The sequence below is a fragment of the Lacinutrix sp. genome, from assembly GCF_023299985.1.
GTDB lineage: Bacteria > Bacteroidota > Bacteroidia > Flavobacteriales > Flavobacteriaceae > Lacinutrix.
This window is the reverse complement of sequence record NZ_JALZVX010000136.1, coordinates 1-14,826: the sequence shown is the minus strand read 5'-3', so window position 1 is coordinate 14,826 and position 14,826 is coordinate 1. Positions and strand designations below refer to the sequence as shown.

At 29.3% G+C, this 14,826-nt stretch carries 15 protein-coding genes; 3 read left to right on the top strand and 12 right to left on the bottom strand.

Going from position 1 to position 14,826, the window contains the following annotated elements:
- Positions 1 to 38 precede the first annotated feature (38 nt).
- Positions 39 to 626: a hypothetical protein gene (locus Q0C58_RS07355; RefSeq protein ID WP_290699410.1), complete on the top strand. Its 588-nt coding sequence runs from the start codon at positions 39 to 41 to the stop codon at positions 624 to 626.
- Here the strand turns inward: Q0C58_RS07355 and Q0C58_RS07350 are convergent.
- Genes Q0C58_RS07350 through Q0C58_RS07340 form a run of 3 tightly spaced genes read right to left on the bottom strand, consistent with a single transcriptional unit; the run spans position 613 to position 1,681 of the window.
- The gene (locus Q0C58_RS07350; RefSeq protein ID WP_290699408.1) at positions 613 to 1,383 is read right to left on the bottom strand and encodes a hypothetical protein; all 771 of its coding nucleotides are present in this window, start codon (positions 1,381 to 1,383) and stop codon (positions 613 to 615) included. The two genes, Q0C58_RS07355 and Q0C58_RS07350, sit on opposite strands and share 14 nt — an antisense overlap.
- Positions 1,355 to 1,510, bottom strand: a complete 156-nt coding sequence (locus Q0C58_RS07345; RefSeq protein WP_290699416.1) for a DUF3667 domain-containing protein — start codon at positions 1,508 to 1,510, stop codon at positions 1,355 to 1,357. The genes Q0C58_RS07350 and Q0C58_RS07345 overlap by 29 nt, the downstream gene beginning before the upstream one ends.
- A gap of 6 nt (positions 1,511 to 1,516) precedes the next feature.
- Entirely contained in the window at positions 1,517 to 1,681 is a 165-nt protein-coding gene (locus Q0C58_RS07340) for a hypothetical protein (RefSeq protein ID WP_290699405.1), read from the bottom strand.
- 218 nt (positions 1,682 to 1,899) lie between these two features.
- Here Q0C58_RS07340 and Q0C58_RS07335 point away from each other — a divergent pair, with 218 nt between their 5' ends.
- A complete protein-coding gene (locus Q0C58_RS07335) occupies positions 1,900 to 2,622 on the top strand; it encodes a hypothetical protein (protein ID WP_290699402.1) in 723 nt (240 codons plus the stop codon).
- Positions 2,623 to 2,708: 86 nt separating this feature from the next.
- Here the strand turns inward: Q0C58_RS07335 and Q0C58_RS07330 are convergent, their stop codons facing one another.
- The 5 genes from Q0C58_RS07330 to Q0C58_RS07310 form a co-directional block, all read right to left on the bottom strand.
- A complete protein-coding gene (locus Q0C58_RS07330; RefSeq protein WP_290699400.1) occupies positions 2,709 to 2,933 on the bottom strand; it encodes a hypothetical protein in 225 nt (74 codons plus the stop codon).
- A 5-nt stretch (positions 2,934 to 2,938) separates the two neighbouring features.
- Complete coding sequence (locus tag Q0C58_RS07325) at positions 2,939 to 3,307, bottom strand: DUF2085 domain-containing protein (protein ID WP_290699397.1); 369 nt, start codon at positions 3,305 to 3,307, stop codon at positions 2,939 to 2,941.
- Between the two features lie 145 nt (positions 3,308 to 3,452).
- Positions 3,453 to 4,076, bottom strand: a complete 624-nt coding sequence (locus Q0C58_RS07320; protein ID WP_290699394.1) for a hypothetical protein — start codon at positions 4,074 to 4,076, stop codon at positions 3,453 to 3,455.
- 215 nt (positions 4,077 to 4,291) lie between these two features.
- Complete coding sequence (locus Q0C58_RS07315; protein ID WP_290699391.1) at positions 4,292 to 7,192, bottom strand: lamin tail domain-containing protein; 2,901 nt, start codon at positions 7,190 to 7,192, stop codon at positions 4,292 to 4,294.
- A gap of 116 nt (positions 7,193 to 7,308) precedes the next feature.
- The gene (locus tag Q0C58_RS07310; RefSeq protein WP_290699388.1) at positions 7,309 to 7,920 is read right to left on the bottom strand and encodes a DEAD/DEAH box helicase; all 612 of its coding nucleotides are present in this window, start codon (positions 7,918 to 7,920) and stop codon (positions 7,309 to 7,311) included.
- A 127-nt stretch (positions 7,921 to 8,047) separates the two neighbouring features.
- Between Q0C58_RS07310 and Q0C58_RS07305 the strand changes: the two genes are divergently transcribed.
- Entirely contained in the window at positions 8,048 to 9,094 is a 1,047-nt protein-coding gene (locus Q0C58_RS07305; RefSeq protein ID WP_290699385.1) for a hypothetical protein, read from the top strand.
- A 91-nt stretch (positions 9,095 to 9,185) separates the two neighbouring features.
- Here the strand turns inward: Q0C58_RS07305 and Q0C58_RS07300 are convergent, their stop codons facing one another.
- The 4 genes from Q0C58_RS07300 to Q0C58_RS07285 are packed head-to-tail and all read right to left on the bottom strand — an operon-like array spanning position 9,186 to position 14,785.
- Positions 9,186 to 10,640, bottom strand: a complete 1,455-nt coding sequence (locus Q0C58_RS07300) for a polysaccharide biosynthesis C-terminal domain-containing protein (protein WP_290699382.1) — start codon at positions 10,638 to 10,640, stop codon at positions 9,186 to 9,188.
- 30 nt (positions 10,641 to 10,670) lie between these two features.
- Complete coding sequence (locus tag Q0C58_RS07295; RefSeq protein WP_290699379.1) at positions 10,671 to 11,957, bottom strand: glycosyltransferase; 1,287 nt, start codon at positions 11,955 to 11,957, stop codon at positions 10,671 to 10,673.
- A gap of 32 nt (positions 11,958 to 11,989) precedes the next feature.
- A complete protein-coding gene (locus Q0C58_RS07290; protein WP_290699376.1) occupies positions 11,990 to 14,464 on the bottom strand; it encodes a YfhO family protein in 2,475 nt (824 codons plus the stop codon).
- Positions 14,465 to 14,494: 30 nt separating this feature from the next.
- Positions 14,495 to 14,785, bottom strand: a complete 291-nt coding sequence (locus Q0C58_RS07285) for a DUF4834 family protein (protein ID WP_366841448.1) — start codon at positions 14,783 to 14,785, stop codon at positions 14,495 to 14,497.
- Positions 14,786 to 14,826: the final 41 nt, after the last annotated feature.

Here is a 14,826-nt window from a genome sequence, read left to right as displayed (position 1 = left end):
TTCGGAAACTGGAAAATACTTAAAAGAAAAACTTTAACATGTATGATCTTGAAATTATAAAGAATACAGTATCTACTGCTCCTTGTTACAATGGTGGTGCAAGCTTTAAAACCCATAGCTTAAGTAAAACCAGTAATGGTTTCGCTTTTAAACCATCAATAAATGGTTTGGCATTTGCATTAGTATTTGCTTTAACAGGTTTAGGTATTTTTAGTTTTGGTATTTATAAAATTATAATTGGCACTACTACTTCTGAGTATTTATTCTTACTTCTTTTTGGAGCAGTATTTCTAGCTGCTGGAATTTTTATTCTATTACTATTTCTAAGACCTAGAGTTTTTAATAAAAATTCTAATTACTACTATAAAGGTTTTAGAAAAAATGTGAATCGTGAAAATAAAAATTATGTTTCGTTAAACCGTATTATAGCATTGCAACTTATTGGTGAAACTATTTCTAGTGATAACGGAAGTTATAAAAGTTTTGAACTTAATTTAGTTTTAGATGATGCTACTAGATTAAATGTTGTGGATCATGGTAATTTAAAAAAACTAATTATCGATACTGAAATTTTAAGTAATTTTCTAAACGTTCCTATTTGGCATGCAGAATCTAATAAAACATAAAAGAGAAAAACAAGACGCAAGATGTAACTACAAATAGTACTGGAAAAAACATCATAGTAGCTAAACTTCCTTTTAACAAACTCTTAAACCAACCTTGTTGGTGAAATTTTTTAAGTGCAATAACTAAGTAAAAGAAAACTGACAAAACAATTAAAGCATCTATTGAATCTGGAATATCTGTTATATAGTTAATACCAACTACAAGACTAAAAACAGTAAATAAAAATGCGAAATAATAAAAACTAAAGACTAAGTGATGAGAATAACGTCCTCGTTTTCTATAAAACAGCTTTAAAATTAAAGCAAAAATGGGTAATATAAAGAACATTGCTATTGGTGCCGCATCGTAAAAAGCTAGAAGAATACTTCCTCCTTTTTTAGATTTTAGAAACTTTAATACTTGGCCATATAAGCGTTTTTTAAAAACGCCATCTTCCTTTTTTAAACCCATTTCTTTTAAAATCTCTGCATCTGGAGCTTTAATTTTAATTAAGGAATCTGTTTTATTTCCAGTAAATTTAATATTATTCTTTTTAGTATTAAAATTTTTACTATCGACTATAGAATCTACTTCTTTATCTGTCATTCCTGTAAAGAATGAACTCTTTTTAAGTGTGGAACGCGCTTCTTCTCTTGAAATTGAATCTTTTTCCTTTTTATACTTTATTACTCCTCCTGATAATGAATCTATTTTTGTGATATCTTCAAATGATTCTGATAGCCCTTTATCAAATTCTCTTGCGCCTTTTTTTTGCACTAAAAGAGAATAAAAAGAAAAATACTACAGCAGCAAACAAATACATTTGTCCTGGATGTGAATACAATAAACGCTTTCCCCATACAAATTTTGTAGTTAAATAACCTGGTTTTAATAATAATGGAATAGAGCTTTAAAAAAAACGAGCATCGAAAGAGAAGTAATTACTTACTGTGTTATAAAACAAAACAGTTAAAGTCAATCCCTCTTTATCTTTCATGCCACAATGTGGGCAGAAATCGAAGTTGCTTCTAAAATCATTTTCACAATTTTTACAAGTTTTGTATTGAATTGACATTGGTTGGTTATGTTTATTACTCGTAAATATAATACTAATAATGAGTTTATTCAATAATAAATAAATTAAAACAGATGTTCTTAACGTTACCTAAGCATCAATAAAATCAACACTTAACAAGTTTGGCACGGCAATTGAAAACATATAAACATATTGTGAAGGCTATTAAGCTATTTCAAATCGTTTGGAAGTTCGCAAAAATCTAAAACCATAATACTATGAGAAAATTAGTACTATTATTTACAGGTTTGTTAATGGGATTAACAACTGTAACTGCAGTAGAGAAATTTGAATCTGCATCGAAAGGTGAAGATTTAACTACAAATTATTACAATCATTACACACAACCAATTCAGTTTACCGAACGTGGTGTTGAATTTTTAATATTTCCTGATGGCACTTTCGACTTTAATACTCAAATTAATAACAACAATTATAATTCTGGTAATGATAACCAATATTACAAACGTTCTAACACTAGAACACGTTCTATAAACACAACTTATGGATCTCCAGGAACTCGAGTAAAATATACAGCACCAAGAAGTAGAGGTGTAATAATTACTCACGATGCAAGTGGAAAGGTTAGACGTATTGGTAATGTATTTGTAAACTATAACCGTATTGGGCAAGTAAAGCGCTTAGGTAGTATTTATATGAGCTATAACAGAAGTGGTCTTTTAACACAAGTTGGAAGTTTACAATTAAAATACGATAGACGTGGAAGATTAATTAAAACAATTGGTCAAGTAAACCACCATAATCAAGGTTGTGGTATTTGTGGAGGAAGCGCTTGTTCTATAAACCATTTCGATTATTCTCACCAACAAGATACTGATTGGGATAACAATTGGAATAATGATAATGACCATTACTACTACAAGAAAAATGGAAAAGTGATTAAGAAGAAAAAGCTAAAAAAAGTTAAGAAAAGAAGTTAAGCACTTCTATAAAATTTATAAAATAAAAAAAATTCCACAGACTTATGTTTGTGGGATTTTTTATGTTTATTATTACCTAAACGTTATTATATAACTCCTGATACTACCACAGAAATAATTTGAAGAACAACACCTAAAGCTAATCCATAAAGTGCAAAATGACATGCTTGTTTTGCTTTATTTGGCGATTTCTCTTTACTTGTAAAATAGATAATTGCTCCAGCTAGTGGAATACAAAATGATAATACTTTCATTCCAGTTTCTAATTGATCGTCTGGATTGTTGTTTAAATTGTTTAATTGATCTGACATAATTTTTAGTTGATAATGGTTAATATAAATTTTCCTATTGCAATTCCAAGAATAGACACTAAAGACATAGTGCCAATTCCAGATATTATTCCTGTTGTAAATCTAATAAAATTTGTACTCTGATATTTGGTATAAGCCTGTATAGTACCATCTATATAAGTTGGTATAACCATTAATATAGACCACCAAAGCGGAATACTAATTAAATTAAATATAAAAAGCGGCAAAATAAAATAACCAAGATTAATACCTGTACATCTAGAACATAAAGGAAACTGCCTTCCTTTAAAAAAAAATGAGCGCTCAGGTAATCTATGGCAATAAGAAAAACTTAGCTTATTACCTCTTATTTTATAGTTACTTAGTTTTAACATTTAAAGCAATTAATCTTTCATTTTTTTTGAAAGCATATACAAGTTTAAGGATTCAATATTTAAAATAAAAATTATTGAATCATTATTTATTCACATACATTCGAGTTTAAAAAAATATCTTTGTAATAAATTAAAAAAGCTAAAATTATTCGCATTTAGTATTATAAAACTCAACTATTTCAGATATGTTACGCTTTTTTGATGTGTCATTTTCTATTTTAGCAATAAGTTTAGTACAATCTTTGAAGTAATCTAAAATAGCTTTCTTAAAGTTTTTAGCAAAAATTACTTGACCACCAGTTGAAAGATAAGTTGCAAGAATTTCATCTTTACGCTTAACAAAATATTCGCTTTGTCTAAAACCAGAATGCGCATTGGTGTTAATTGTTCCATCTAAACCACTAGCACTATCTGCACCATAAACGTAAGAATGTTTATAATAATTTACTTTACCAACTATTATTACTTGTGCTAATCTATATTTGATTTTTTGTTTTTCAATATTTTTCTTAAAACCAATTATTCTATATTGAATAATACCATTAGTAATATAAGTTTTGGCTCCAGTGATTTCTTTTGGTCCATAACTTTTAAACCTGCCTTTTTTACCTGTTCTAAATTTAATAAAATCCCATTGCAAATTATTAGTATATCCAGATAATGTATCTCCATTTATGAGATAAATTTCTGCTTTTATTTTTTGAGCTTGAGAAGAAAAGGAAAATAAGAATACTATAAAAAACACAAGTATTTGTTTAGTTTTAAACATAATAAAGTTTTATTTTTTTTATAAAACAATAAATTAAACCTTCACCATTTATGCACTTTACATAAAAGTATTGGTAAAGTAAAACGTAATAATTAAAAAAAAAGAAAACACTTTATTACTTATATTCAAAAAAATCCCACAAACTAAGGTTTATGGGATTTTTTGTTGTTTAAGAGAAGTAATGCTCTTTATCTGCAAAACAAATTAATAGTGTTTTATTCAATTATTATTTTTTTAATAGACGTTTTATTATCCTGAATAATTTTTAAAAAATATTGTCCAGTTTTTAAATTAGAAATATCTAAAGTATTATTAAAAAATTTAGCTTCTAAACGTTTTCCTAATAGATCAAACAAGACTACTTCCATATCATTTTCTGAATAAGAATTAATATTAATTATACCGTTTGTTACTGGATTTGGATATACAATAATACCTGTAATATTAAAATTATCTACACTTAAGGTTGTATCATTATTTGTTGCGTTTGGTGTTGGTGTAGTAAATACTTGATAATTAATACTGTCTCCATCTGTACTTGACCCATAAGACTCGTCTGCATTTAAATCAAAAGAAAGGGAATCTATTAGTGTTACTCCATCTACATTTACCAATAATATTTCATCCTCTGAACTTAATTTAAAACCTAAATGATTTGCGCCTTGCTCTATGTCATTATCCAACCATAATACTAAAAATCCTCCTGCAGGAACTGTAGTTTTTGTTGGATCGCCACTTAGCACTTGGTATTTATTAGTAATACTCGGATTATCTGAAAGGTAGAAACCTGCTAAATCTACAGCTGTAGTACCAAAATTGTAAATCTCTACCCAATCGTTATATTCTCCAAATTCATCGGCATAAGTAGTATCGTTTTTAGATTGTACTTCATTAATATGTAAACTTACCGAAGTAATAGGGATAGGTTCAAAAAAAGCTTTTATTTGTGCACTTGCACTTGCACTTGCACTAAGACTAACATCTATTTGCGAATTTGTACTTGTTGAAAGTCCTTCCCAATGAGAAAATTGATAACCCAAATTAGGTTCTGCTATTAATTCTATAGGCATGTTTTTAAAAAACTGTCCTGTCATAGTTTCTTCTCTTAATTTTACACTTTGTACTCTAACATAGCCCATAGCATAATCATTACTAGAGATTTCAAAATTTTCTGGAGCGTCTAAAGTATAACGTGCTTGAAAATCGGTATATAAATTATCTAGTCGATCTGTAACAAAATCTCTTATTACTTGTACTTCGGCTTTCCAAGAAATTAAATCATTTACTGGTACAGCTTCATCATAAAAAGTAAGTCCCATACCTGCTCTTTCTGTAATAAAATCTTTGTGGTATTGTATAGTTGCTGCCATTTCTAATTCTATTTCAGCTTCGGTAGCATTTAATATTTCTAAAACTCTAGCTTCATCATACATAAAACTAGCATAGGTACACCAAGATTGTATAAAATCTTCTTTAAATACTACATAGTCATCTGCTTGAACATAATGAGTACTAGTACTATTAGGATTGTATATTAAAGGCGTACTAATTGTAAAATCTGTATTATAAAAATTATTTGGGGCAAAAGAAACATCTTCATCGTGTATAATCCAATCTGCTTTTTCTCCATCAACTCTGTAACCAAAATCTCCAGTTTCATTACCCATAGCTCCATAAGCAAGATGGAAATTAAAAAAGTAATAATCTCTCATGTCTACTATTTCTAATAGACTATTTCGTTCTGTTTCGATAGTAATATCGGTTGATTCAATAAGATTAGACAAATCAAAAAGATCATAATTTTCTATAATATTTTCATCTTGGTAATTATTTTCTTCAAAATCATCATCATCATCTTCCGATATACTTAAAACGCCTTGATACTCTCCATTTACATATACAACAACACGTCTGTTGTCTTCAAAACCATAATCTATTAGCGTATTTTCTGTAATAAGTGCTGTAGAAAAAACATCTCGCAGGTTTGCTTCGTTCCAATCTTGACTTGCATTTTTTATAATAAAGCCATAAACATCTTCAATATGCTGTTTTTTTGGAAAAATAACACCGTTTTGGTTATTAAAGACTTCGTCACCATATATTTCTTTGGTACGTAGTTTTCCATTTAAAGGAGGTAAATTTCCAGAGGTTTTTCCAGATGCTGTATAATTTGCGTACTGTGCAATAGATGTACTGTTGTCTGGTTCTATTAGCTCAACCCATACACGACCATTAAACACAGGTTTTTTGTAATTACCAGAAGGATCTCCAGATCCATATCGTGTATAATCTTGAGGTGTAATAGATAACACACCTAATTGGTGACTTACATTAAACAGTAGTGTTCGCATACCAATAGTACTTATTTCTCCAGTATTTGACTGAATTAAAATAGATTTTACAACCGTTGTAGTATTCACTGAAAACGATCCTGTATATTGAGTTGATGCCGCTGTTGGATTAGAACCATCTAAAGTATAATATATAGTGCCTGCTTGATCTGAAAGGATACTTACTTGTTGAGTAGCTGTAAATATTTGATTAGGCAAATCAACAACAGGAGGATTTAAAGTGGCTCCTAAAACACTAAAATTAGCCAATCCATTTTCTGCCTCTGGTGTAGGTACTGTAAAATATCCCAACTCACCAGCAGTATTATAACCATAAGACTCGTTTACGAATAGTGCAGGAAATACTAACGATGAAATTAAATTAAGGTTTGGGTCGTAAAGATGCACCTCTTCTCCATTAGAAGAAAGCTTAAAATTGGTATGGAAATAATCGTAAAAACTTATAAGCGCTTCATTAGAACAAAGCACAATCTTATACTCACCTGGTGTTATTACAGGATCATTATCTGTTTGCTGCCCAATATTAGTAGTTGCTGATAGTTCTGATTTTGAGGGATTAGTAGGGTCATCACTTATATAATATCCTGTAAGATCTATATCTGTACTACCAGAATTATAGATTTCTATCCAATCATATTCGTCTAAATCGTAAGTTAATGCTGAATTTGAAGATTGAACTTCGGTAATAATTAGTTGAGCATGAGAGGTGTTTGTTACTATAATTAATAAAAAAAACACTCCTAAAATTCTAGTAATTGTTTTCATAAAATATATTTTGATTTTTTGTTTGGGTTATTGTTATTAGTAATACAATTAACCTTAAAAAAACCCTACTTTTAAATATATAGTATGCTATTATTAATAATAATTAAGCAAACAAATTAAACCTTCACAATTTGCGCACGATACATAAACGTATCTTCAAAACGCTTTAGTCTAGGACTTAGTTTTTCGGCAAAAACAAGATATTGACATTTATCGATACTTTCTGGAATACGGTTAATAGCTGCAAAATACAGTCCTTTTTCAGCAAACTCTGCATCTTCTAAAATGTATAGTGTTAATTGGCTCAAATCTAAACTGTTTAACAAATACAGCTTGTTTAAGCGTTTTGGTGTGGCAATTAAGATATCTTGTCCGTAATAAATTTCTTCACGCTGTTGGTCTAGTGTTTGCTCATCGTAAGCAGTGTAAATTCTAAGTGTTCTTGGTTTTACAAATTTCTCGAATTCTTCTTTAAGTTTTAATGCTTGAACTTTAGTTTCTACTAAAATTAAAGCTCTTGGTGCATCTCCTTCTTGTATGCATTTTAATTTTTGCATAACACTAATAACAATTGCTGTTGTTTTTCCAGAGCCTTTACTACCAATACAAAACACATTTGCACCTCCTTTAATTATTGGCAACACCTTTTTTTGTAGTGGTGTTGGCGCTTCAAAATTATTAATTTCTAAAGCTTCTAAAATTTCTGGATTTAATTTTTTAAAAGACATAAATGCTTGCTATTGTTAAGAATAATGCGAAACTACATGATATTATTCGGTTTACAAAACTACACCGTTTTACTTTTTGGCACGATGCTTGTAATTAATCTAGTATTGAACTTTAAAAACAAATATTATGAAACACTTAATCTATTTATTTACAGCTTTACTCTTAACGAGTGTCACTGTAAATGCAGACAATACTAATAACCTAAATACTTTAGAAACCAATGCTTCAACTTCTTATAGAGGTTACGGCAAATCTTTTATATTTAATGAGCAAGGTATTGAGTTTTCAATCTATGCAGATGGACAGTTTGATTTTTACATGCCAGAAAATGGACCTAATGTAAATGTCGCTGTTGGTTCTCCTAATGTAAATATTAGTTTTAATTCTGGTTACGATTATGGTTCGTATGTACAGTATGATGAGTTTGGAGCAATTATTCAAATAGAGAACACTCCTATTTATTACGATCATTATGGTAGAATAAGCCAAGCAGGAAATGTAAACATAAACTATAACAGTAGAGGTTATATTAACCGTGTTGGTGGATTATATGTACACTATAATAGATTTAATGTTTTCGATTATTGTTCTGGATTTATAAACGTTTATAACAGAGCTTATGTTTTTAGACCTTGGCACAGCTATTATTCTGTACCTGCATATAACTATTGTGTAGTATTTAATAATCCATACAGAAGAAATTACACACCTATTCGTTATAGATATGATAGACCATATACTAACAACTACAGACGCAGATCTGCTGTTGCAAGCCGAAGAGGAAACACAATTACAAGAAACAGAAGTTATGCTTCTAGAACTAGCGGTAGAACTCGTGTAGCGTCTACACCAAGAACTAGAACACGTAATAATACTACTGCTTCTACTCCAAGAAATAGAGGTAATAATACCGTTAGTAATACTCCAAGAACAAGGAACACTTCTTCTTCAGCAAAAACCAGAACACGAAGTAATACTAAATCTACTCCAACAAGATCTAGAAATAGTAAAGTAAGTACACCAAGATCTAGAAGTAATAGTACTGTAAAACGTAGTGCTCCAAAAACTCAAAAAAGAGTTGCTTCTTCTAGTAGAAAATCACCATCAAGAGCTTCCAAGCCTTCATCAGGTTCAAAGCGCTCGTCTTCTAGAATTAAATCTAATAGAAGATAAAATATAATTAATTAGTTGTTAAAATCCTGCTACTTGTCTTCCCAAAGCAATTTGCAGGATTTTTTTTTGTAATGTATTTTGATGTAGTTAATTATCGTCGTAAAACCTTATTAAGTATAATTGTAATGTCTTCTGAAAGTTTAAAACGATATACAACAAAACAATAAATAGCAGCAGCTATAAAAGATTTTGCAATAATGTTTACTATTGGATAAAAACCAAACTCCCAAAAGTAAAACGAAACTGACAAAAGCAAGATTAGCACCAAAGAATAAACAGTTTGCAATGAAAAAGGATGCATTTTAAATTTTTTATTTACATACCATACTTTTATACTACTATATAATAACATAGCTAAAAAAGTAGCTATTGCTGCTCCATTAATATCGTAAACAGGAATTAATAGGTAATTTAAAATAACTGCAACAAAAATAATTAGTACTCCAAAAAAGAGTATAATTCTATAGTAATTTGAATTAAAAATGATTGAATTGTTTATACCTAAAAGGTTATCTATCAATTTTACAACTGAAACAATAAAGACCACAAATAAAGCCTTACTATATTCTTGAGGTAATAAAATATATAATTGATTTATGTTTACAATTATTAAAATGAAAATAAGACCACTTACAATTAAAAGGTTTATTGACGATTTTTTATACAATTCTGCTAGTGCTATAGTATTGTTTTCATTTAAAAACTTAGCAGTTAAAGGATATGTAATTTGATGCATAGCTCTTGCTGGAACAGCAATTACAGTTGCTATAAATATAGCTACGTTATAATATGCAATGTTCTCGATTAGTTTAAGTTTACCAATCATAAACTTATCTAAATCTAGCATTAACATAGCCACAGAACCTGCTATAATAATAAGAAAACTGTATTTTAATACAGATGCTACTTCAAAATTAAATTTTAAATCTAATTTTGGTAATCTTAAACTAAAAGCATAAAACTTCATAATCACCATCCTAACCACGTAAACTATAACAATTGCTATAATAAATTGTTCTACGTTAATTAGTTTATTGTGTAATCCAAAAAGCAGCAACATAATGGCTAAACGGTGAAATATCTCTTTCATTATATTACCAAACACACTCTTATAATGAATTTTACTCCATGCAAAAAACACCTCGAAATAGGCCATTGCAATTGCAATTATATATATTAAATAAGTATAATCTTTTATTATTTCGTTTTCTGAAGACAACCAATTACTAATGGATTCGTAACCCAAAACACCAATAAAACCAATAGGTATTATAGCTATTAATGGCAAAAATAGCATTAACGTTAAAAAGCTGTTTTGTTGTTTTTTTGTTTTGTAAGATGAATAAAACTTAACTAATGTATTACTTACACCAAACATAAAAAAAGGCATCATTACATTGGCTGTAGATAATAAGTAACCTACTAAACCATAATACTCGTCGGTTAAAAAATTTGTGTAAAGAAATAATGCATTTACAGCTCCAATTGCAAAACCTAAATAGGTAGTGATTGTGTTTTGAATAGACTGTTTAATTACAATTCCCATAACTTTTTTTAAAGTTTAAATTCAATATAGTTATTGTTCTAGAATTACTTCAGATAATTTTTTGGTTAAATTTTCTCTGCTATATTGGTTAACTCCTATTGGATCGACTTTTAAATCACCTGCTTTAAAGGCTTCAAAATGGTTAAGAAGCTTTCTTTTTAAAGTCTTTAAATCATTATAATAAAAATAATCTCCTGTGTTGGTTTGCTGGATTATTTTTTCGACATCAGAGCCAGAAGGTCCTATGGCAATTATTGGTCTATTAGAAACCATATACTCAAATAATTTTCCTGGTATAATTGCTTTTGTATTTTCAGAATCTATTTCTACAAGTAATAAAACTTGTGCTTTTTTCTGAAATATAACAGACTCACTGTGTGACACATAACCAATATTATTTAAATATTTAGTTAAATTATAATTTTCTATAGTTATTAAAATCTCCTCTCCTACTAATCCAATTAAATTTAACTTAAAGTGTTTAGCAAAATCTTGATTCTCTAAAATTAATTCTTGTAATGCTTGCCATAAAATTTCTGGATTTCGTTTTGATAAAAACGAACCAACATGAGCCAATGTAAAGTCTAAATCTAAAGTTTCTGTATTACTTGTTTCAATATCATAACCGTTTGTAATTACTGCTATTGGTTTTTTAGTTAAAGCACTAAATTCAGTTTTAGTAACGTCGCTTGTTACAATTATAGTATCTGCGTTATTTAGCACTTTACTTTCTAGTATTTTGTGTTTATTTTTAGCAGCTTGCGTAAGTTTTAATTGTTTGTGATAACCAATGGTCGTCCAGGGATCTCTAAAATCTGCAATCCAATTAATGTCTAGTTGTTGTTTTAATTTTAAACCTATAATATGCAAGCTATGTGGTGGACCAGTTGTAATAATGGTATCTATTTCAAAATCTTTTATATAAGTAGATAGGTATCTAACCGAAGGTTTTATCCAGTTTTTTCTAGCATCTGGAATAAAGAAATTACCACGAATAAAAAGCATCGCTTTTTGCATAGGACTTTGCTTCTTTTCTTCTGGTATTATACCCTTACTAATGGTTTTAGAGTTTTTAGAGAAAAAACCTGCTAATTTATAAGGTTCGTTTATAGGTTGTTTAAGTATCGTAATTCCTTCAGGAACTTGATCTATCAAACTATTATCTGTTTGTGGATAAATAGGGTTAGATGGACAATACACAATAGGTTCTACTCCAAATTGAGGTAAATATTTTACAAATTTTAACCAACGCTGTACTCCTGGTCCTCCTGCTGGTGGCCAATAGTAAGTAATGATTAAAACTTTCTTTTTTTCCATTGTTGTCATTCCTGTAAAAACAGGAATTTTTTTTACTTAGTCTTCTTTTTAAATTCAAAAAATAATCCGCCTAAAACTATTAATCCTAACAAAATGGAACTTGTTAGTGCTATAGTACCTCCTGTCTTTACAACTTGCGGCTCGAACTTAAATTCTATCGTGTTTTTTCCTTTTGGTATTTCCATACCTCTTAACAAGTAGTTTACACGATTGTGGTCTGCTTTTTCACTGTTTACATAAGCATTCCAACCATTACCATAATACATTTCTGAAAACACAGCATAACCATTATTAACGTTATTAGTTTCGTATTTTATATAATTTGGTTGGTATTCTTTTACATTTATTGAAGCTAGAGAATCTAGCGTAAATGTGTTTTTTGTAATAGAACTGGTTTCTTTACCTAAAACAACAGCGTCATTTTTAGTATTTAAATCTAGTAAAGACATAAGCTCTTCGTCTGCAGAATTTACTTTAGTTAGTTTTTCAATAAACCAAGCATTACCATTCGCATCAGTATTTAAATAAGGATAAGGTTGTTTACTTTCATCTTCACTAATAATATACTTAACGTTAAGCATATTTAGTATTTCTGGATGCCTTGTAAATGGAAAGAAATTAGAAATCTCATCGAAACGTTTCATTCTAACAGCACTATAACCATTAATAGTATTGTGAAAATATGGTGCAGATGTTGCTCCAGATGCCATTACATCTACTTTTTGAGAGATTGCTCTTCCTGCTCCAGAACTTACATCGTAAACTCTAAAATTACCAGGTTCACTTAGTATTTTCTTATCTGCATTATTTTGTTTAAAAGGCGCTTGTACTTCTCTACTCGATACAAAATTTTCTGTATTTACATAACGTCTATCCACTCCTACTAAATCGAAAACTATTAATACAGCGAAGACAACTACTACTTTAACTTCGGAAAGTTTCTGCTTTAAAAACAAATATAATGTTCCAGCAGACAGCAATACAAGTACTAATGTACGTAAGGTATCTTTTGTGAAAATTGATTTTCTATCTGCAACAATAGCATCTACAAATGGCTTTCCACCTCCTTCTGCCCAACCTGCATCTCTTATGCCTTCGAAATCTAAAACAATTCCTGTGTATCTAAATAACAAAAACAAAACACATAATCCAGCAGTAATTAATATTGAAAATTTTAATGCTTTAAATTTGTCTTCCTCTTTTTCATAATCATTAAATAATTTTACTAGCCCAAAGATTGCTAATACAGGAATACAAAGTTCTAAGACAACTTGAATAGAAGTTACTGCTCTAAACTTATTATACAATGGCACAAAATCTATAAAAAAGTCGGTTAGAAAACCTAGGTTTTTTCCGTAGGATAATAATAATGCTAAAATTGAACCTGATACTAACCACCATTTTAATCTTCCTTTTACTAAAAACAGTGCAAAAACAAAAAGAAATAAAACAACTGCTCCAATATAAGCTGGCGCTTCTACAATAGGTTGGTTTCCCCAATAAGTAGGAACAGCTTTTGCTGCTTCTGCAGCTTCTAAAGGTGGTACGTTTTGACTCCTATAAAACTTATAAAATGCAGACTCTTTACCTAGGTCTTCTCCCATTCCACCTCCAAGAAATCTTGGAATAAAAAGGTTAAAAGTTTCTAAATAACCATAACTATATTCTGTTATTTTTTCTCTAGATAAACCAGCAGTTATATCTTTTTTAGATGAGCCATCAGGATTAATGGTTAATTCAGATTTACTTCGAATACTTTCCTTAACATATTCTTGTGTTGCCATTATATTAGCAGCATTTAAACCTACAGCTAGAACAACTGCTGCTGTTAAAATACCAACAGATTTAAAAAAATGTGGTAGCACTTTTCTCTTATAAGCATCTATTAAATATACAATACCAAGCACAATAACGAGTAACATTAAATAATACGTCATTTGTAAATGGTTTGCTACCAGTTGTAAACCCATAGCAATTGCAGTAATAATAAAACCAAGCAAGTATTTTTTTCTAAACGTAAGCACAATACCACTTAAAACTAAAGGCATATATGCAATAGCATGTGCTTTACTATTGTGCCCAACACCAAGAATAATAATTAAATAAGTTGAAAAGCCAAAGGCTAATGCACCAAGTGCTGCGAGTTTAAAATTTACTTTTAAGCATAATAAAAGTATGTAAAAACCAATAAAATACAAGAAAAGGTAATCTGCAGGACGTGGTAAAAACCGTAAACTTAAATCAAGTTTTTTAATATAAGTATATGGATATCTTGCACCTAGTTGATAGGTTGGCATACCACCAAAAGCACTATTTGTCCAATAGGCTTCATTACCTGTTTGCACTTTAAAATCGCGTTGCTGCTTTGCCATACCATTGTACTGCAAAATATCACTTTGTAAAATTTGTTTGCCTTGTAAAACAGGACTAAAATAGGCTAAAGAGAGTATTATAAATCCTACAAACACAAGAATATGTGGCAAGATTTTTTTTAAAGTTGATTGCATAAAAAATAGAATAATTCTTAAAACTGAAAATTAATCAATTTCCTCGTAATCTACATATTCACCAACAGATTTGTTTGAAGATTTATTTTCGGGCATTTTATCTATCGAGATTTCACCTTCTTTTTGTGGTGGTGTTTGTTTTTGATTTCCAGGGTTACGAAATTGACCACCAAAACGTTCCATTGCTTTTTTTGTGAAATATTTAAGTATTAGCGGTCCAAAATATTTTGAGACAACTTTTATACCCAAGTAAATTAATAAAATTATTAGTAGTACTTTCAAAACAACAATAGAAAAAATTAAAAAACAAAAATACAACACTTAGAAAGTAATTTTAGAAATAATTACTTAAAAAACATAAA